Origin of the sequence: Pseudomonas syringae group sp. J248-6 (assembly GCF_032586995.1) — a bacterium.
Classification (GTDB): Bacteria; Pseudomonadota; Gammaproteobacteria; order Pseudomonadales; family Pseudomonadaceae; genus Aquipseudomonas; species Aquipseudomonas amygdali.
In genome coordinates, this window is record NZ_JAWHOP010000002.1 from 136,787 (window position 1) to 155,741 (window position 18,955).

The following is an 18,955-nucleotide window of genomic DNA, read 5'->3' on the forward strand; positions in this document are numbered from 1 at the left end:
TCAACGTCTCACTTTCGTGGCGAACAGGCCGTTGGGGCGGAAAAACAGCAGCACGATGACCACCAGCAGGGTGATCGCCTTGGCCATGGAGCCGGTGGTGAGGTATTCCAGCGAGATCTGCGTCTGGCCGATGGCGAACGCCGAGAGAAAGGTGCCGAGCAGGCTTTCGACGCCGCCGAACACCACCACGATGAAGGTATCCACCAGATACTGCTGGCCACTCACCGGGCCGGTGGAGGCGAGCATGGTGAATGAACTCCCGGCAATACCCGCCAGGCCGCAGCCCAGCGCAAACGTCACCGAATCGACCCGCGCAGTGTTGATTCCGGCCGCTCCGGCCATCGCGCGGTTCTGGGTCACTGCACGAATGCGCAGGCCCCAGCGGCTGCGGTAGAGGAACAGAAACACCGCTGCGGCAATCACGAACGTCAGGCCGATGATGAAAATGCGGTTGAGCGGCAACTCCAGCCCTTCGCTGATTTTCCACGCACCCTGCAGCCATTGCACGGTAGGTACGCTGACTTCCTTGGGGCCGAACACCTGACGGAACAGTTGCTGCAGCACCAGCGACAGTCCCCAGGTTGCCAGCAATGTGTCCAGTGGCCGGTTGTACATGAAGCGGATAAAGCAGCGTTCCAGCAGTAGACCGAAGGCGAAGGTCACCACAAAGGCCATTCCGATGCCGATGATGAAATACCAGCCCATGAGCTCGGGGAAGTAGCGCTGAAACACCACGGAGGTGACGTAGGTCATGTATGAGCCCATCGCCATCAGTTCACCGTGGGCCATGTTGATCACGCCCATCAGGCCGAACACGATGGTCAGCCCGAGTGCCATCAGCACCAGCACGGAAAACAGCGAGAACCCGCTGAAGACTTGCATTACCAGCGTATCGAGAGTCATGCCGTCGCTACCTGTTGCTGCACATTGACGAAAGCGGGCGCGAACCAGATAGCGCCCGGCCCGGTATCAGAGTTTCGGAAACGGGTTGGGCTCGATCGGTGCGGACTCGTAGATCACGTCCACCTGGCCCTGCGCGTTGAGCGTGCCGATGCGTGCACGTTTCCACAGGTGGTGGTTGTCCTTGTGCACCTTGATCTCGCCTTCGGGCGCATCGAGGGTCAGTTCCGAGGAGGCGGCGATTACTTTCGGCACGTCGAAGCTACCTGCTTTCTCGACGGCCTTTTTCCACAGGTACACCGCGGTATACGCCGCAGCCATCGGGTCACCGACGACGCGCTGCTGCCCATAGCGTGTTTTGAACGCCTGGACGAACTTCTCGTTGACCGGGTTTTTCAGGCTCTGGAAGTAGCTCATGCAGGTCAGGAAACCGACGAGGTTTTCCGCGCCGATGCCGGTGACTTCCTCTTCAGTGATCGCAAGGCCCATCAGCGTCTGGTTGCTGCTGTCGATACCGGCAGCCTTGAGCTGTTTGTAGAACGCCACGTTCGAGCCGCCGACGATGGTCGAAAGCACGATGTCCGGCTTGGCCACCTTGATCTTGTTGATCACCGAGGAAAATTCGATAGCGCCCAGCGGCAGGTAGTCTTCGCCGACGATGGAGCCGCCCTGTTTGGTGACCGATGCCCGCGCCAGCTTGTTGGTAGTGCGTGGCCAGATGTAGTCGGAGCCGACCAGATAGACGCTTTTGCCCTTGTTGGCCATCAGCCAGGTGACGGCTGCCAGGGTCTGCTGCGAGGCCTCTGCGCCGGTGTAGATAATGGCCGGGGATTTTTCCAGCCCTTCATAGAAGGTCGGGTAATAGAGCAGGCCCTTGTTGCGCTCGAAGACCGGCAGCACCGCTTTGCGCGACGCCGAGGTGAACGCGCCAAAGGTGACCGCAACGTGGTCGTTTTCCAGCAGCTTGCGGGCTTTCTCGGCAAAGGTTGGCCAGTCGCTGGCACCATCTTCAACGATCGGTTCGATGGTTTTGCCCATCACGCCGCCACTGGCGTTGATCTCTTCGATGGCGAGCTTTTCGGCGTCGACCACCGAGGCCTCACTGATGGCCATGGTGCCGGTCAGCGAGTGGATGATGCCGACTTTCACAGTCTCGTCCGCCTGCGCCTGACCGATCAGGGAAAACGGCAGCAGGCTGATCGCACCCAGCAACAGAGCATGCTTGATCAAACGGCGTTTGTCGTTGTGCATTCACTTTTCTCCCAGGAATAAAAAAAGCCCGACATCCCGGCCAAATCAATGGGCGGGATGTCAGGCTTCTGTGCCGAATCTGGCGGGACAAACTGTGTCCGATCCAGTCGTACGCGAGGTGTCTCCCTACTTGCCAAGGGGGCGTAGGGCAGACAGCTGGCGCGATGTCTCAGGGGGAACATAGCAAGGGCAATGCCAAGTGCCGAAACGGCAGTTTGCACGGGTTTTGAAACCGTGTGGCAGAGCATCCCTGCATTAATTGCACGAACAAACCGGCATGCGCCGCTTTGGCGCGAACGGGTCTCTTGCGCACCAAAAACGTGAGGCTACGGACGTTTTTCTGGGAAATTCGCACAGCTTTTGTGGGAGCGAACTTGTTCGCGAAAGCTATGTTTTGAGCGACAGACCCCCTGCGAATGTACGCCTGTTTCTGCCAGCAAATGCCTGTTACCAAGGGAACGCCCCGGCCAGCAGACACACGAGTCATCAACACCCACGCAGCACCTATGGCCCGCTACCTGCATAAGCCTGATCAACACCCTCGCAGGGTCTCTTGCCACACGCCCACTCTCGGCAGGTGTGGAAGGTCCCTCGCACGACTGGTCCTGACACTGCCGTCACGCCAGCCCCAGGCACAACCGCCTGAGAGCCACCGTTGAATCCACGGTTATTCGCTCAGTCTTCTTTCAGGCTCCCGGCCAGGTTCGGGCGTCTCACCTCACGTTGAACAAGGTTCATAGACATGGTTGACCCGTCGATCCGCATAGGAGGTCTGTTTTCCAATACCGGCGTTACTGCTGCCGGTGAGTGTTCAACAATGCGCGGCGCACAGTTTGCAATCCATCAGATCAACGCGGCAGGAGGCGTGAATGGCCGTCCTCTGGAACTGATTACCCGTAACCCGGATTCAACGCCTGCGTTGTTTGCCATGCACGTTGAATCGCTGATTCGTGAAGAGAACCTGCGGTTTTTCTTCGGTTGCTACACCTCGGCGGCGCGCAAGGCAGTATTGCCCGTCGTCGAACGGTACAACGCGTTGCTGCTCTATCCGGTTTACTACGAGGGCTTCGAGTATTCGCGCAACATCATTTACACCGGTGCCACGCCGAACCATAACGCCGTGCCATTGGGCAGTTACATGTTCGACCACTTCGGCAGTCGCGTGCTGATGATCGGCTCCGAGTACGTCTACCCTTACGAAACCAATCGGCTGATGAGCGACCTGCTCTACGAGCGCGGAGGCAGCAAGCTGGGCGAGTACTACCTGCCATTGAAAAATGCCAGGCCAGAGGACTTCGCCAGGCTCATGGTCAAGGCCCGGGAACTGAAACCCTCGTTCATCTTTTCCACAGTGGTCGGTGACACCATGGCGCACCTGTACCAGGCCTACGCCGACGCCGGTTTCGACCCGGCGGTCATGCCGATTGCCAGTGTCACCACCAGCGAAACCGACATTCAGCAGATGGGTGTGCATCTGGGCACCGGGCACATTTCGGCAGCCACTTACTTCCAGTCGATCGACACGCCGCTCAATCGTCAGTGCATTGCGCAATACCGGGAGATGTTCGGCCAGCATCAGGTGACCGACCGCTGCTGGGAAGCCGCTTATTTTCAGGTCCATCTGCTGGCCAAGGCGATAGCCCGCGCAGGCAGCACGGAGGTAGAGGACGTCTTGCAAACCATGCGCGGTCTGGAATACGACGCGCCTCAGGGACGGGTGCGCATCGATGAGCACAATCACCATACCTACCTGTACTCGCGGATCGGCCGTGCCAATGGCGACGGGCAGTTCGACATCCTTTACCAAAGTCAGAAAGCGCTGAAGCCCGATCCTTATGCCGTTGCGCCTGACTTCAACGGCTGGTCCAGCCTGACCGGGAGGCGTCCATGACCCTGCGTGCCGCCAAGAAACGTTTGCGCAACGACAGCGCAGGCGGCATCAAGGACCTGCGCGACATCAGCGTGCTGGTGATGCACCCCGATGATGAAGACGGTCGCAACCTGATCGCCCAGTTGCAGCGTATTGGTTGCCAGGTACGCGTGCAGTGGCCGATCCCCGAACGGTTGCAGAGTGAGGCTGACGTGATCGTGCTGGCGGTGTCGCCGGAAAGCCTGTCGACCAACACGCCCTGGCTGCTGCACAACTCGACGCCGCCGATCATTCCGGTGATCGCCTATGAAAACCCGATCATTGTCGAGGCGCTGGTGCAGCTCAATGCCTGTTCGGTGATTCCCTCGCCGGTCAGGTCTTTCGGCCTGCTGACGGCGCTGGCCATCACCCTCAGCCAGGCACGCAAAACACGGGAACGGGAAAAACACGTCAAGCGCCTGGAAGGGCGCATGGCGGTGATGCGTACCGTGCAGCAGGCAAAAATCATCCTGATGGAAACCAAGGGTATGTCTGAAATAGACGCTTACAACGCGCTGCGGGATCAGGCGATGGCCAAGCGTGAACCCGTGGAGAAAATCGCCGAGGCGCTGGTCAAGGCCCACGAACTGTTTCAACAAGCCTGTTCCTGACAGGCTGCAGACTCGCTTCGAGTGTCGGGCCTCATCGGTCTGATCCTCTTCTGCGCGGACGCTTGCCATACGCCCTGAACCGGCAGGTATGGAACACCGCGTGGCGACCGGCATGGACAACGGCGTCCTCCGGATCGAGCCCATGCCTGCGCATCCTGCGCAGGCGGCTCCAGTCAGTGTCTGCCCGATCCCGGGCGGCCCTTACCGTTATCTGGAGAACACCATGTCCGTAAAACGCCCCGACAAAGCCGACTTTCTGATTGCCGCCCAGGATCACGGGTACGACCTGTCAGACAGCCAGATGGCATCGTTCCTGAGTCTTGCTGACGAAACCCTGGGCTCCTACGAAGCCATTGATGCGTTGTACGCCGCTCACGTTGCGCAGCCCACGCCGCTGCGCGAGCACAGCAAACCGACAGAGGCCGAAAACCTGCATGGCGCCTGGTACGTGAAGACGCACATTGCCGGTGCGGCGAGCGGCCCATTGGCGGGCAGAACGGTGGTCATCAAGGACAACGTCTCAGTGGCCGGCGTTCCGATGGCCAACGGCTCGCTGAGCCTTGATGGTTACGTGCCGTCCGAAGATGCCACGGTGGTCAAACGCTTGTTGGCCGCAGGCGCGACGGTGGTCGGCAAGTCAGTCTGTGAAGACTTGTGTTTCTCCGGAGCCAGTTTTACCTCGGCCACCGGTGCGGTAAAAAACCCGTGGGACCTGACTCGCAACGCAGGCGGCTCCTCCAGCGGCAGCGCCGTGCTGGTCGCCTTGCAGGAAGTGGACATGGCCATCGGCGGCGACCAGGGCGGGTCGATCCGCATGCCGTCGGCCTGGAGCGGCATCGTCGGGCACAAGCCGACCTATAGCCTTGTGCCTTATACCGGGGCTTTTCCGATCGAGCGGACCATCGACCATGTCGGTCCGATGGCCAATAACGTGCGCGACTGCGCGGTGATGCTCGACGTAATCGCCGGGGCCGACGGGCTTGATTCAAGGCAGAAAAACCCGCCGGCGGTCAGTTGTGTCGCGACCCTCGATCAGGGCGTTGCCGGCTTGAAAATCGGCCTGCTGCGCGAAGGTTTTGCGATTCCCGGCATGTCCGAACCGCAGGTAGACGCCCTGGTTCGCGCCGCAGTGGCACAGCTGGAAAGCCTTGCTGCGACGGTCGGAGAGGCAAGCGCTCCGTGGCACCGCGGTGTGGCGCTGGACATGTGGAATGTCATCGCCACCGATGGTGCGGCGTATCAGATGCTGCAAGGCAACGGCTATGGCATGAATGTCGACGGCTATTACGACCCCGACATCATGAGCTACTTCGGTGCCAGGCGTCGTGAGCATGCCAACGCATTGTCCAGCAGCGTGCGTGCCGTGGCACTTACCGGGCATTACAGCCTGAAAAACCTGCACGGTGCCTACTACGCCAAGGCGCGGATGCTGGTGCCGGAACTCACCCGTCAATACGACGAAGCATTCAAGGATTTTGACGTACTGGTGATGCCGACCATGCCGTTTGTAGCCACCACGCTGACCGCCGCCGATGCGCCGATTGAAGAGTACGTGCACAGCGCACTGAACATGCTCGCCAATACCGCGCCGTTCGACCTGACCGGCCACCCGGCCACGTCAATCCCGGCAGGCCTGGCCGAGGGCCTGCCGGTTGCCATGATGATTGTCGCGCCGCGCTTCAAGGATGCCCTGGCGTTGCGTGTCGCGCAGGCTTATGAAACCGCCCGCGGAGTGTTTCCCAGGCCGCCGCGTGCTTGAATTCGCACGCTGACCGAGGGGCGTGCGTGCTTGATGTAAGAGCACATACGCCCCCTCTCTCAAGGCTTCCATACCTCCACAGCCTGCGCATCCACCGCCTTGGGCAGCAGGCCCGCTGCGAAGAAGGCATCGGCGATATGCTGCTGCTCGTCCAGTTGCTCATGCGTGACCGGCTGTATCTGATAGGTGCGGTGGCTGTTGGCGATTTCGACCGTTTCGATATCCAGATTGCCCCATAAAGGGCTCAGTACCTGCGCGGCTTCTCGCGGGTTGGCCTTTAGCCAGATACCGGCGCTGTGCAACTGCTCGTAAACCACGCTGAGTACTTGCGGATGGTCCTTGGCGTAGTTGGTGCCGGTCAGGTAATAGCGCTTGTAGCTGGACAGCTCCTTGCCGTCAGCCAGGGTGCGAGTCGGCAATTGCCGTTGGGCGCTGGTCAGGAAGGGTTCCCAGGTGACCCAGGCGTCCACCTTGTTGTTTTCGAAGGCCGCGCGGCCGTCGGCGGGCGACAGGTAGGCGGGCTGAATATCCGAAAATGCCAGACCGGCCTTTTTCAACGCAGCAATCAGCAGGTAGTGAGAGCCCGCTGCCTTGGTGACAGCGACTTTTTTGCCTTTCAGATCCGATAACTGCTGCACGGGCGAGTTTTTGTGGACGATGATTGCCTGCGCGGAAGGCGAGGCCGCTTCCTGGGCAAAGTAGGTCAGCTTGGCCTGTGCTGCCTGAGCGAAGATCGGTACGGTGTCCGCCACATCCGCGCTGATATCGACGTTGCCGACGTTCAACGCCTCCAGCAGCGGCAGGCCACTCGGAAACTCATGCCAGGTGACGGTGACGTCCTGTGGCGCAAGGGCTTTTTCCAGCGTGCCGCGTGTTTTCAGCAGGGTGATCAGCGTGGAAGACTTCTGGTAACCGATCCGCAACGTTTGCTGTGCTTCGACGGGGAGGGCGATGCATAACACCAACGCCGCGAGCAGACCTGCCAGCAGCGGACGGCGGTAGCCAGGTTGTGTGTGTTTTATCGGTTTGGGCATGGCACGCTCGGTATTTGAGGGTGACGCTGAGTGTCAGGAGTTGTATTTCCACGCAGCGTAATGGGTGTGATCTGTGTCAGTAGCCGCGCTGGCGATCAGCCTGATTCTGCAAGGCCTGCCCATTGAGAAAACGCTCAAGGTTGGCCAGAAAGCTGTCGGCTATTTCGTTACGGCTGTTGCTGGAGATCGCCGAGGTGTGCGGTGACAGGCGCACGCGAGGGTGTGAGTACAGTGGATGCCCGTCCGGCAGGGGCTCGGGTTCGGTGACGTCCAGCGAGGCCAGGCCGATGTTTCCATTATCCAGCGCATTGAGCAGCGCTTCATGGTCAAGCAGGCCGCCACGGGCGATGTTGATCAAGTGCAGGCCGGGTTTGGCACTGTTCAGCACCTCGGCGTTGACGATGTGCCGCGTGGCCGGTGTCAACGGCGCGGCCAGTACCAGATTGTCTGCGCGCGCGAACAGGTCGTGAATGTCGCGTGCAGCCTCGACACCGTCAACCTCGAACGGAGCCGGACTTTGCCGCAATGCGATCACGTTGATACCCAGCGCCTGGGCCTTGCTTGCCAGGCTGCGACCGATGGCACCAAAGCCGAGAATCCCCAGCGTAGTGCCCTTGAGCGGTGTCAGTGCGGTGAAATTCCATTGCGAGTCATGCACCCAGATATCCGGCAGATGTTTGGCTGCGGCAAAAATGGCGGCCAGCGAGAACTCGGCGATGTTTTCTGCCGCGCTGCCCCGCGAGGTGCTCACCGGCGGCCCGTTGAACAGCCAGCCTGGGTAGAAGTCGATACCCGAAGACACCACCTGAATCCATTTCAGGCCATAGGGCCAGCCCGGAGGCGGCAAGGCCGGGGCTTCATAACCACGCACGTTGATAGGGCACGCCAGCAGAATGCTGACCTCGCCGGGCAAATCGCTCGGCACTCCGGCAGGTACGCCGATGACCCTGGCTTCAGGGTGGGTCACTGCAAGCCGCTCGCGAATCACCTGATTGAAATCATCATCCAGCTGGCTGGCAATCACGAGTCGAGTCATGCCACCACCTCGTCAGATTGATGGGCGACAGCCTTCGCATGACGATTGACCGGCACCTCAAGGCCGAGGTTTTCACGTAGCGTATTGCCGCTGTATTCGGTGCGAAATAGTCCGCGTCGTTGCAGCACCGGCACCACCCATTCGGAGAAGTACTGCAGGCCGTCCGGCAGGACGCTATTGATGATGAAACCGTCGGCTGCGCCTGCTTCGAACCACGTTTGTATCGCGTCGGCGACCTGTTCCGGTGTGCCGACAAAGTCACGGCGGGGCAGGGAGAAGCGCAGGGCGACTTCACGCAGGCTCAGGCCTTCGTCTTTGGCCAGTTGCTTGATCCGGTCCGAACCGCCTTTCTGGCTGTTGGAGCCCAGATCGCCCAGTTCCGGGAAGGGTTCGTCCAGTGGGTACTGGCTGAAATCGTGATCATTGAACGGTCGGCCAAGGGCGACAATGGCGTCTTCGATCGTCACCAACTCCACGGCCTGGCGATAGCGGCTCTCCACCTCAGCCTCATCGCGCCCGACAATCGGGCGAATGCCCGGAAGAATCGACAGCGCGTGAGGGTCGCGACCAAAGCCGCCAGCCCTTTGTTTCAGGTCCTGATAATAGGCGCGCGCTTCATCGAAACTCTCGGCGTGGACAAAAATTGCATCGGAGTTCTGAGCGGCAAAGTTACGCCCGGCCTCGGAGGTGCCTGCCTGAAAAATCACCGGCTGACCCTGCTTCGACCGGGCGATGTTGAGCGGGCCTTTCACCGAGAAGAATTCGCCCTTGTGGTTCAGCGTGTGCAGTTTGCCGGGCGTGAAAAACTCGCCTTTCTGCTTGTCGTAGGCGAAGGCGTCGTCTTCCCAGGAATCCCACAGGCCCTTGACCACCTCGATATGCTCTTTGGCGATACGGTAGCGTACGGCGTGCGGTGGGTGTTCGCCCTTGCTGAAGTTGTCGGCGGTGCCACTGAGCCAGGAAGTCACCACATTCCAGCCAGCCCGACCGCCACTGATGTGGTCCAGCGAAGCAAACTGGCGAGCTACCTGAAAGGGTTCGGTGTAGCTGACCGTCACCGTTGCCACCAGACCGATATGCCGGGTGGTGGCTGCGAGTGCGGAGAGAATGGTCAACGGTTCGAAACGATTCAGGTAATGCGGGCTGGATTTTTCGTGAATGTGCAGGCTGTCGGCAATGAACACAAAATCGAAGCGGGCCGCTTCGGCCAACTGGGTCTGCTGCTGATAAAAGCCGAAATTCACACTGGCGTTGGCCAGCGCCTGCGGGTGGCGCCATTCGCCCCAGCCATGGCCGACTCCGTGGACCATTGCGCCAAGTTTAAGGTGTCGTTGTCTGCTCATGTTTTTGCTCCGGACGGTTCAGAAAGGTGGATGCACCTCCGCCTGGAGAAAGGGGTCGGTATAGGATGACGATATGCCTATAAAAACCCACAGTGAAATTCTATTTTGTTATATGTTAATTATTAAATTAACTAATTATCTGGTATTTAAATATGCATAAATTGAATTTTACTCGCTGGTTCAGGAGTCAGTCCCGTGGCTTGGCAGCCGGTCGCCAAGCAGCGGCAGTTTCGTCAGCATGTTCTGCAGCGCCAGAGCATCCCACGGCAGGTGCTCGGCAATGCCAAGGCCGACCACGTCCACGGCGCTGGCAACGTCTGTCAGCAAGCGTACGACCTGCTCGATAGTCATCTTGCCCTGAGCAACGCCTTCAAATTTACTGGCAGGGACACCGGGTTGGGCAAACAGCACAGAGCGAAACAGTGCCGGGTCCAGCACGTCCAGGTCCAGATGGATCGCCAGGTGCCTTGCACCGGTTTCCTCAAGCCACTGCAGCACCGGCTCGCTGGAGTGTGCCAGCGCCTGTGCATCGGCGCTGCGCAGCCCGAGACGCTTGATGAATGCGCTTTCGACCTCAAGGGTTTCCTGCAGGCCCGCGTACATCACATTGGCCGGCTTGATCGGGCGTTTCACGGCATCGACGAAATCCTTGTCACCTTCGCCCAGCAGATTGCCCATGACCATCGCGTGCGCATGCTGGAAGTCTCTGGGTGTCATGACGTCCGGGTGAGCGTCGACCCACAGCACCGCAAGGTCACCGTCATAACGTTCGTTCAGGTAGGCGAATGGCGCGAGGTCGACCAGGCAGTCGCCACCCAGAACCACCAGACGATCCGGCTGATGCCGGTCTATCAGCTGCCGTGCAATGCCAAGCTGGGCCAGCAGCGCATGGCGGGCAATGATGCCGTTTTCAAGTTCAAGTGGTTGGTCATCCGGTTCGGTTACGGCCACGTGCTCGACGGGCCCTGACGCGTCCGGTGCCAGCCACGCCAGCAGCTGTGCGCCAAAATGATAAGGCGCGTTGTTGCCACCTTGCCACTGGGGAAAGATCAGGCGCAGGGTTTTATCGGGTTGGGTAGTCATCGAGGTTTTCCTTCGTCACCGTTCATTGGCATGGCGGTGATACTGCTCGACCCGGATGTGGCGTGCTTTGCCTGAACGGTCAATCGCTGTGCCGAAGGTGCCAATCGTCTTATCGTGGCCCCAGCAACTGCTGAGGAGAGATGCCATAAGCGTTTTTGAAGGCTCGACTGAAATGCGAGAGGTTGCTGAAGCCGAAATTCAGCGCAGCGTCACTGACGCGGCAAACGTGGCCTTTGCGCAATGCGTCATGGCACGCCGAGAGCCTTTGCTGCCAGAGCCAGCGAATGGCCGTGGTGCCTTCCTGTGCGAACAGGCGATTGAGCGTGCGTGGCGAAACATGAGTCGCCAAAGCAATGCTTTCGGCCGTCAGCCCTGTGTCGGGTAGATTATTCAACAGGAACTGCTTGATGCGCTGCAGTTGTTGCATTTGACGAGACTGCTGCCGGATATCGGTGTCGCCGAACACCGAGTCGAAGGCTGTAGACAGTACGTCCAGCAGTGATGCATTGAGTCGCTCGCTTAGCGGGTCCGATAAGCCTTCTGTGTTCCAGGCTTCATTCAACAAGGTTGCGGCAACACGGCCCAGCGTCGAACGGCCATCGAGCGTGCGACACACCAGTCGTTCGGCAGCGGGCATGTGTTGCAGCAACAATTTGCGGGGCACCGCCAGCACAATCTGATCGTCACCTTCGGGGTAACTGCATGCGTAAGGCTGTGCGCTATCGTAAAGGACGATATCGCCAGCGCCTTGCCGGGACTCTCTGTCGTTCTGCACGACGATAGCGACGGAACACAAAGAGAGCGTGAGGAGGAAGTGATCGCTCTCCCTGTCTTGCTGCAACCGCCGGTAATGGACGGGGGAAGACTGGATACGGGTGAAGGTAACGCTACTCTGATCCCTGACATTCAGCCTGCCGTCAAACGGCGCTTCGGTCAGCGGCTGGCTGGTGACCAAGCCATACGTCGAGCTCACAACCTCCTGCCAGGCGTCGAAACGATCCTCGGGCCGTAGTGGTTCGGCTGGGAAAATCATGGCCATGGCTGCCTCTGCGACGAGCGTCTTTTTACGAAGTGATCGGCGGCAAGGTTATCAGACGTTGATCCAGAGCAAGACCCCTGTGCCGGCAGTGTTTCAAGGTGGTGAAAATAGTTTATAGACCTGTGATCCAGCCGATATATCCCTACGTATGCAGCGCTCTGCTTACCCAAGCCTTCTAGAACAGGAGTTCCATGGACCCGCGCCTTGCAGGGCTTTCTTTCTTGCTCACCCTGGGATGGACGGGGGCCGTGATTCTCGTCATCTGGTTTTACGCCTGATGACGCAACGGTTTTCAGCAGGGGACGGAAGTGGTTTACGAAGCGATCCTTACCGGTGAACGGTAGGGCCAAGAAGTGTGTGCGTTGATAGTGGCTAAATAGTGGTCTGGCAGCGCTAAAGCTAATCTGACTGAAGCCGATGTTTATGTAACGGCTCCTTGCCGAGTGACTTCGATAGTTCCACCTGGCTCTGACGGCCTTGAAGTTTGCGCTATGGAAGGCATTGAGAAAGACGATTAACCGGCTTGATCAGCAGGCACCATAGTCAGTCCGCGCCTCATGTTTGAAGCGTTTGACCGGGCCCGCACAGACCGGGGCTTTATAACAATACTTCCACAGATGCTTACTCGCAGAGTACTTCCACATGTCGACCACAATTGAAAGCACCCACAGGGACCGGGCCGGGCTGGAACTTGATGTTCACTCGCTGTTGACGGCCATTGACCGTTCCCAGGCGATGATCGAGTTCGATCTTGAAGGCAATATCCTGCGGGCCAATACCAATTTTCTGGATTGCGTCGGTTATCGGCTGGATGAGGTCCAGGGTCGGCATCACCGTATGTTCTGCACGCCGGAATATGCGTCCAGCGTCGAATACGCGACGTTTTGGGAAAAACTGGGCAAGGGCGCTTTCGACGAAGGGCAGTACAAGCGCCTGGGCAAGAACGGGCGCGAGATCTGGTTGCAGGCCACTTATAACCCGGTGTTTGACGAGCAAGGCAATCCGTTCAAGGTGGTGAAGTTCGCTACGGACGTGACTGCGCAGCGCAAATCCAATGCCGAGTACGAAGGCAAGGTTGCGGCTATCGATCGCTCGCAGGGTGTCATCGAATTCGACCTTAACGGTCGCGTGCTCACCGCCAACGAAAACTTTCTCAAGGTCCTGGGTTATCGTCTGGACGAGATTCAGGGTCAGCACCATCGCATGTTCTGCGAAGACGACTACCTGAACAGTCCGGCCTATCGTGCCTTCTGGGCCAAGCTCGAACGTGGCGAGTATGACTCCGGCGAATACAAGCGCATCGGCAAGAACGGTCGCGAGTTGTGGATCAGCGCCACCTACAACCCGATATTCGACCCGGATGGTCGTCCTTACAAGATCGTGAAGTTCGCCAACGATGTGACCGAGAGCCGCATTCGTCAGGCTGAGTCCGCGGGCAAGGTGACAGCCATCGAACGTTCTCAGGCGGTGATCGAATTCGATCTGACGGGCAAGGTGCTGCATGCCAACCGCAATTTTCTGGCGGTATTTGGCTACGAGCTCGATGAAATCGTCGGCGAGCACCACCGCATGTTCTGCTCCGAGGAATTTGTCAGCAGCCTGCAGTATCGTGAGCTCTGGGAGAAGCTGGGGCGCGGCGAGTACGACGCCAACGAATACAAGCGCAAGCGCAAGGACGGTAAGGAAATCTGGATTCAGGCGACCTATAACCCGATCTTTGACGCGCAGGGCAAACCTTACAAGATCGTCAAGTTCGCGCTCGACGTGACAGTTGCCAAGGAAACCAGCGTCGAGGATCAGGGCAAGGTCAATGCAATCGACCGCGCCCAGGCCGTCATCGAATTCGACATGAGCGGCAACATCATTACGGCCAACGCCAACTTCCTGAAAGCGCTTGGTTATGGCCTGCAGGAAATCAAGGGCCAGCATCACCGTATTTTCTGTGATGAGGAATATGTGCGTGGCACTGAATACCGGGAGTTCTGGCACGGGCTGGGGCAGGGCGAGTTCTATTCCGGACGCTTCATGCGCGTCAGCAAGTACGGGCAGAAAATCTGGATTCAGGCGACGTACAGCCCGATTTTAGACCATGACGGGCTGCCGTTCAAAGTGGTGAAATTCGCCACTGACATTACCCGTCAGGTCGAGATGGAGCAGGCGATAGAAGCCAAGACCCGCGCCATGGGCGAGTCGGTGAAAGCACTGATGAATGCCATTTCCTATGTGGCACAGAGTACCGAGACGGCCACCGATCTGGCCAGAATGACGCGTGAGCAGGCCAGTACCGGTTCGCAGACTCTGGTCAAGGCGTCCGATGCGATGGGCATGATCGCCAAGTCGGCCGAGGGCATTCAGGACATCATCCAGGTGATCAGCGAGATAGCCAGTCAGACCAACATGCTGGCCTTCAACGCCGCTATCGAGGCGGCCAGGGCTGGCGAGCACGGCCTGGGCTTCTCGGTGGTGGCCGATGAAGTGCGCAAGCTGGCCGAGAAGTCCTCGCGTGCGACCAAGGAAATCAACAAGCTGATCCTCGAAACAGTCAGCCGGATCGAGTCGGGCAACGAGATTTCGCGCAGTGCCGGCGAAGCCTTCGAACACATCGTGGAAGGCGTGATGCAGACCACTCAGGCAATCGACGGGATCAACACCGCGACCGAGAAACAACGCTTGTCGGCGCAGGAAGTGGAAACACTGATCGTGGAGCTGCATAAAGCCAACCTGACCGGCCACACCCAGACTCTGGACAAGGTATCCATCGGACAACCTGCATGAGCAGCCTGAATGCCTATGGCGTCGTGCAGATCAATGGCGTTTATCTGGCGGTGGTTGCCGAAGCGCTGATGGAGGCCGTGCACTGGCCTGCCGACCTGTACCCCCATCCGCTGACTCGCGGTGCGTTGCGCGGGGTGTTTACCTTGCGCGGCAAACCGGTGCCTTTGGTGGACCTGCGGGGCCAGTTGGCGGAGGGCGGCGATACATCGTTGCCCACGCCGCTGGTCGCTATTCTCAAGTACGGCGGTGGCTACCTGGGGCTGGCGATTGATGCGGTATGCGACATCCTCAAGGCCCGCGACTCTCAATTCAGCCCCTTGGGCCCTGGCGGCACCAGTGTCGGGTTGCTGCCATCACTGCTGCTGGGCGCAGAAGAATCGCGGATGATCTACAAGCTCGACCTGGGTTTTCTGAGTAGCTTGCCAGGCGTACTGTTTGCTGCTGATCCGAGCGCGCAGGTGCTCAAGGAAGAGGCACTCGCGGCCAAGAATCGTTTGCTGCATTACCTGGTGTTCGAGTGTGACGGTCGCAACTTCTGTATCGATGCGAGCGTCGTGACCGAACTGGTGGATAACCCTGAAATTTCGGCGTCGGACTTTGCCAGTGACTGCTGCTTTGGCGTGACGTCGGTACGTGGCACCAAGGTTCCGGCGCTCAATCTGTCTGAAGTCCTTGGTCTGGACCATAAACGCCAGACTTCCAAGCCGCAGTTGTTGCTGTTGACGGCACCGGATGGCCGGGTGTGCGGGTTTGGTTACGACCGCATGGTCGCCATCCAGCGCCAGGACCCGGGCAGTCTTCTGGCGGCACCGGGTTACGGCCTGCCGCATCCTGAACTGCTGGCCGGGGTTATGAACCTGGAGGAGGGGCAACAGGCATTGTTGCTGGATCATCCAATGCTGTTGCAGCGCCCGGAAGTCAAAAGCTACACCCAGGTTTATCAGCACGACGTCAAACCTGCACAAGCCTCGCACGATGTGACCAAGGCCATGCTGCGGCATGCCTGCCTGCTGTTTGACGCACCGACCCGCTTCGTCGCGCCGTTGAGTCAGATCGTCGAGATCATGAGCGTGCCGCAACAGCTGATCGGTTTGTCGCAACCGACGACACACTTGTTGGGGCAGTTCAATCTGCGTGGCGAGCAAGTGCCGCTGATCTGCCTGAGCAGCCTGCTGGGCGAGGGGGCGCAAACCCCGGGTGAAGCGTCCCGTGTCCTGATCGTGCGTGGCGAGCGCCTGTGCTTTGGTTTTGCCGTGAGCCGGGTCGATGCGATCGACGCGTTCAATCAGTTCGACCCGGCCATGCTCGAGCAGGGCTGGCAGGCCAATACCGGCAAGGGGATCTCGGTCAATGACCGAGTGCGCTCGCTGGTCAGCGTCGGCAGTCAGGAACGCAGTTGGCGCGCAACCCTGCTCGATTTGCAGGGGCTGGCCAGGCAACTGGAGTGCAATGTCGCCGAACAAGTGGCAGCGCGCTAATCAATCGGAACCGAATGCTTCGCGTGTGGCCTTATTTTGAGTGTCCACGAGCGGAGAGAATGACCATGACTGACCAGAAAGACGAGAAAAAGCCGGAACCGGCAAACGATGTGCCTGCGCACTCGACGCCAGAAGAAAAGGAACGCCTGAAGGACTTCAACAAGGGTGGTATTCCGCCGGGGGCCTGTTGATCAGTCAACAGGACAATGAACATGACGCCCGCTCCGTTTTAGATCGGGCGTTATGGTTTCAAAGGCCTGTTCGGGCTCTGTATTGACTCACGCGTCGCGCAGCAGGTCGTTGGCGTTGAGTAGTTCATAGGCGATCTGCGGGCGTGCCTCAAGTGCACTGCGGATTGCGCTTGCAACCGACTTGCGCGTCTTGCGGCACAGGCCGGTCTTTTTCTGCACGACAATGCTGATGCCGCGCATGGTGCGTACTTCGTTGAAGCCCGGTGCGATTTCGACGCGCACACCCAGTTGCTCGAAAATCTTGCGCTGCATGTGCTCCAGATCCTTCAGGCTTTCAACACGGCTCAGGCGCTCAAGCAGCGTGTTTTCCGCATCACGGGTCAGCTTGAGGATGCGCAGGTCGGCGTCTTCCGCATCCAGCCGTTCGCGCTCGCAGTCGCAAGCGCCGGGCGGGCAGGAGTTACGGATTTTGACGGGAGCATTCATGGGTGCAGCATAGCGATTGACGGGGGCGTCTGACCATCCCCCGGAATTGCTGCGCGCAACTGCGGCGATGCGGCAACAGTTCCCTGGTTTCAGATCAGTTCGGCCACTTCATCTCGCCCTTGATGACCTTGGCACTCAGTTCCAGCGAACTCGGTTCGGCCAGTTGTGGCCAGGCATTCTGCATGGCATCGATCAGGCCCTTGGAATCCTTGGTTTTGGCCGCTTGTTGTTCAAAGGACTTCAGGTAGTCGGCGGTGAACGTCACAGCCTTGGTGCCCGCTGGAACCTCGCCCAGATAATGGCCCGGAATTACCGTGACCGGCTTCAGCGCCTCAATACCCTTGAGGGTGGCGAGCCAGTCCTGACGCGATTTCGGGCTTTGGGTATCGGCAACCCAGACATGAATGCCGCTGGACACCACAACGCCGCCGACCACCGCCTTGAGCGATGGAATCCATACGTAGCTGCGCTCGGGTGCCGGACCGTTAAGGCCTTTGATCTGCAACGGTTGGCCTTCAAGGGTCAGATGGTCGCCCTTGAGCACCTCTGGGAGGACCAGGCTGGCTGGCGCATTGTCCTTGAGAATCGGGCCCCAGTAGGCAAGTTTGCCCTGCATCGACGCCTTGATCGCCTTCACGGTAGGGGCGCTGGCAACGATCTTCGCATCGGGGAAAGCGGCTTTGATGACGTCCAGCCCGAAGTAGTAATCCGGGTCGCTGTGGCTGATGTACACGGTGGTGAGTTTCTTGCCGCTGGCCTTGATCTTCTCTACCAGCGCCTGAGCATCGTTACGCTGAAACTGTGCATCGATCAGCACCGCATCATGCTTGCCGGTGATCAGTTCGGATGACACCGGGAAGATGGCTTTTTCGGCCGGGTGTAGACTTCGATCGCCAGTGGATCAGCGGCCTGGGCTGCAAGCGGGAATAGCGCAGCGAACGATAGAGCAAGCAGGGAATTGCGCAGCATGGGGCACGACCTTTATCGGACAGGACTAAGGTGGTTATCTTATGTTGCTTCAAATGAAACAAAAGCCTCAATATTGGCAACTATTGATTGCTTATATCGGATGAATCATGGATCGGATCATGGCGGCGCGGGTGTTCATGGCCATCAACGAACGCGGCAGCCTCATCGCTGCCGCCGAAGCGCTGGACATGTCACGGGCGATGGTTACCCGTTATCTGGCGCAAATGGAAACCTGGGCGGGAGCGCGCTTGTTGCACCGCACCACGCGCAAGCTCGGGCTCACTGCGCCCGGACAAGTGACGTTGCTGCGTTGCCAGCAGCTTGTCGAGCTGGCTGACGCAGTGCCGCTGGCTGCCGATACGCAGGTCGATGAGCCCCGCGGCATGTTGCGCATTGCCTGTTCGCAGTCACTGGCACTGGCGGTTCTGGCCCCAGCGGTGACGGCTTACCTGCAACGCTACCCCGGTACCTCGGTGGATCTGCTTATTGGCAACGAGGCTGTGGATCTGGTCAGCGAGCGTATTGATCTGGCGATCCGCATCACCAATCAGCTGGACCCCAATGTGATTGCCCGTCCACTGGGGCATTGCGATTCGGTTGTCTGTGCCTCTCCAGCCTACCTCGCCATGCATGGCACTCCCTCCAGTCCGCAGGAACTGGCTGCACACCACTGCCTGACCTATTCGTACTTCGGCAAGAGCCTGTGGGAGTTCACCCGTCAGCAGTTGCCGCTCAGTGTTCCGGTGGGCGGCAACCTCAGCGCCAACGATTCAGTGGTGTTGCTGGAGGCCGCAGTGGCTGGCGCGGGGATCACCTTGCAACCGGTGCATTCGGCAGCGCCGCTGATTGCAAGTGGCAAGCTGATCGCGGTGCTGCCCGACTACCAGCCAAGGGCGCTGGGGATACACGCGATCTACACCTCGCGGCATCACCAGTCGGCCACCTTGCGCACCATGCTGGATTTTCTGGCTGAATGGTTTGAGAGGGGCAGCGCAGAGCCCTGAGGTTGGATCACCTGCTGCGCACAGGACGCAGAGCGTCCAGAACGGATTGCCAACGCGGAGCATGGGCACGATAGGGGCACACAGACA

General features: G+C 59.2%; 14 protein-coding genes and 3 pseudogenes. 8 read left to right on the plus strand and 9 right to left on the minus strand.

Annotated elements, in window-relative coordinates; all coding sequences use genetic code 11:
- Both urtB and urtA read right to left on the minus strand, forming a co-directional pair.
- Entirely contained in the window at positions 1–903 is a 903-nt protein-coding gene (gene urtB / locus RYC17_RS02750) for an urea ABC transporter permease subunit UrtB (RefSeq protein WP_031595402.1), read from the minus strand.
- A gap of 66 nt (positions 904–969) precedes the next feature.
- Positions 970–2,151 (minus strand): urea ABC transporter substrate-binding protein, encoded by a 1,182-nt coding sequence (gene urtA / locus RYC17_RS02755; protein ID WP_058407590.1) that lies wholly within the window; start codon positions 2,149–2,151, stop codon positions 970–972.
- Positions 2,152–2,893: 742 nt separating this feature from the next.
- Between urtA and RYC17_RS02760 the strand changes: the two genes are divergently transcribed.
- The 3 genes from RYC17_RS02760 (at position 2,894) to RYC17_RS02770 (ending at position 6,430) form a co-directional block, all read left to right on the plus strand.
- Positions 2,894–4,042 carry a transporter substrate-binding domain-containing protein gene (locus tag RYC17_RS02760; RefSeq protein ID WP_011168900.1) on the plus strand — a complete coding sequence of 383 codons (1,149 nt, stop codon included), beginning with the start codon at positions 2,894–2,896 and terminating at the stop codon, positions 4,040–4,042.
- Positions 4,039–4,671, plus strand: coding sequence for an ANTAR domain-containing response regulator (locus RYC17_RS02765; RefSeq protein ID WP_122281693.1), 633 nt, complete (start codon positions 4,039–4,041; stop codon positions 4,669–4,671). Before RYC17_RS02760 ends, RYC17_RS02765 begins: the two co-directional genes overlap by 4 nt.
- Before the next feature lie 88 nt (positions 4,672–4,759).
- The gene (locus RYC17_RS02770) at positions 4,760–6,430 is read left to right on the plus strand and encodes an amidase (protein WP_316902486.1); all 1,671 of its coding nucleotides are present in this window, start codon (positions 4,760–4,762) and stop codon (positions 6,428–6,430) included.
- 59 nt (positions 6,431–6,489) lie between these two features.
- Here RYC17_RS02770 and RYC17_RS02775 read toward each other — a convergent pair whose 3' ends face one another.
- The 5 genes from RYC17_RS02775 to RYC17_RS02795 form a co-directional block, all read right to left on the minus strand.
- Positions 6,490–7,464 carry an aliphatic sulfonate ABC transporter substrate-binding protein gene (locus tag RYC17_RS02775; RefSeq protein ID WP_230018340.1) on the minus strand — a complete coding sequence of 325 codons (975 nt, stop codon included), beginning with the start codon at positions 7,462–7,464 and terminating at the stop codon, positions 6,490–6,492.
- Positions 7,465–7,540: 76 nt separating this feature from the next.
- Entirely contained in the window at positions 7,541–8,500 is a 960-nt protein-coding gene (locus RYC17_RS02780) for a D-isomer specific 2-hydroxyacid dehydrogenase family protein (protein WP_058407588.1), read from the minus strand.
- Positions 8,497–9,843, minus strand: coding sequence for an LLM class flavin-dependent oxidoreductase (locus tag RYC17_RS02785; protein ID WP_230018342.1), 1,347 nt, complete (start codon positions 9,841–9,843; stop codon positions 8,497–8,499). Before RYC17_RS02785 ends, RYC17_RS02780 begins: the two co-directional genes overlap by 4 nt.
- 180 nt (positions 9,844–10,023) lie before the next feature.
- Positions 10,024–10,926: an arginase family protein gene (locus RYC17_RS02790; RefSeq protein ID WP_316902490.1), complete on the minus strand. Its 903-nt coding sequence runs from the start codon at positions 10,924–10,926 to the stop codon at positions 10,024–10,026.
- A gap of 109 nt (positions 10,927–11,035) precedes the next feature.
- Entirely contained in the window at positions 11,036–11,965 is a 930-nt protein-coding gene (locus tag RYC17_RS02795; protein WP_219171346.1) for a helix-turn-helix domain-containing protein, read from the minus strand.
- A gap of 735 nt (positions 11,966–12,700) precedes the next feature.
- On the opposite strand from RYC17_RS02795, the pseudogene RYC17_RS26845 reads away from it, so the two are divergent.
- From RYC17_RS26845 to RYC17_RS02810, 4 genes and pseudogenes are all read left to right on the plus strand, one after another.
- A pseudogene (locus RYC17_RS26845) lies at positions 12,701–14,065 on the plus strand (PAS domain-containing protein); the annotation flags it as partial.
- A 207-nt stretch (positions 14,066–14,272) separates the two neighbouring features.
- Positions 14,273–14,740: pseudogene (locus RYC17_RS26850) on the plus strand (methyl-accepting chemotaxis protein); the annotation flags it as partial.
- Entirely contained in the window at positions 14,737–16,218 is a 1,482-nt protein-coding gene (locus RYC17_RS02805) for a chemotaxis protein CheW (RefSeq protein ID WP_316902494.1), read from the plus strand. The pseudogene RYC17_RS26850 and the gene RYC17_RS02805, both read left to right, overlap by 4 nt.
- Before the next feature lie 65 nt (positions 16,219–16,283).
- Positions 16,284–16,409 carry a hypothetical protein gene (locus tag RYC17_RS02810; protein ID WP_080164905.1) on the plus strand — a complete coding sequence of 42 codons (126 nt, stop codon included), beginning with the start codon at positions 16,284–16,286 and terminating at the stop codon, positions 16,407–16,409.
- 87 nt (positions 16,410–16,496) lie between these two features.
- Here RYC17_RS02810 and RYC17_RS02815 read toward each other — a convergent pair whose 3' ends face one another.
- Positions 16,497–16,895: a hypothetical protein gene (locus RYC17_RS02815; RefSeq protein WP_058407583.1), complete on the minus strand. Its 399-nt coding sequence runs from the start codon at positions 16,893–16,895 to the stop codon at positions 16,497–16,499.
- 94 nt (positions 16,896–16,989) lie between these two features.
- Positions 16,990–17,864 (minus strand): annotated as a pseudogene (locus RYC17_RS02820) (MBL fold metallo-hydrolase).
- A 107-nt stretch (positions 17,865–17,971) separates the two neighbouring features.
- Between RYC17_RS02820 and RYC17_RS02825 the strand changes: the two are divergent.
- Entirely contained in the window at positions 17,972–18,868 is an 897-nt protein-coding gene (locus RYC17_RS02825) for a LysR family transcriptional regulator (RefSeq protein WP_058400235.1), read from the plus strand.
- Positions 18,869–18,955 lie beyond the last annotated feature (87 nt).

Coding starts and splice junctions, on each gene's coding strand:
- RYC17_RS02765 (WP_122281693.1), top strand. CDS start 4,039: ATGACCCTGCGTGCCGCCAAGAAACGTTTGCGCAACGACAGCGCAGGC.
- RYC17_RS02795 (WP_219171346.1), bottom strand. CDS start 11,965: ATGGCCATGATTTTCCCAGCCGAACCACTACGGCCCGAGGATCGTTTC.
- RYC17_RS02825 (WP_058400235.1), top strand. CDS start 17,972: ATGGATCGGATCATGGCGGCGCGGGTGTTCATGGCCATCAACGAACGC.
- RYC17_RS02760 (WP_011168900.1), top strand. CDS start 2,894: ATGGTTGACCCGTCGATCCGCATAGGAGGTCTGTTTTCCAATACCGGC.
- RYC17_RS02780 (WP_058407588.1), bottom strand. CDS start 8,500: ATGACTCGACTCGTGATTGCCAGCCAGCTGGATGATGATTTCAATCAG.
- RYC17_RS02770 (WP_316902486.1), top strand. CDS start 4,760: ATGGAACACCGCGTGGCGACCGGCATGGACAACGGCGTCCTCCGGATC.
- RYC17_RS02805 (WP_316902494.1), top strand. CDS start 14,737: ATGAGCAGCCTGAATGCCTATGGCGTCGTGCAGATCAATGGCGTTTAT.
- urtA (WP_058407590.1), bottom strand. CDS start 2,151: ATGCACAACGACAAACGCCGTTTGATCAAGCATGCTCTGTTGCTGGGT.
- RYC17_RS02790 (WP_316902490.1), bottom strand. CDS start 10,926: ATGACTACCCAACCCGATAAAACCCTGCGCCTGATCTTTCCCCAGTGG.
- RYC17_RS02785 (WP_230018342.1), bottom strand. CDS start 9,843: ATGAGCAGACAACGACACCTTAAACTTGGCGCAATGGTCCACGGAGTC.
- urtB (WP_031595402.1), bottom strand. CDS start 903: ATGACTCTCGATACGCTGGTAATGCAAGTCTTCAGCGGGTTCTCGCTG.
- RYC17_RS02810 (WP_080164905.1), top strand. CDS start 16,284: ATGACTGACCAGAAAGACGAGAAAAAGCCGGAACCGGCAAACGATGTG.
- RYC17_RS02775 (WP_230018340.1), bottom strand. CDS start 7,464: ATGCCCAAACCGATAAAACACACACAACCTGGCTACCGCCGTCCGCTG.
- RYC17_RS02815 (WP_058407583.1), bottom strand. CDS start 16,895: ATGAATGCTCCCGTCAAAATCCGTAACTCCTGCCCGCCCGGCGCTTGC.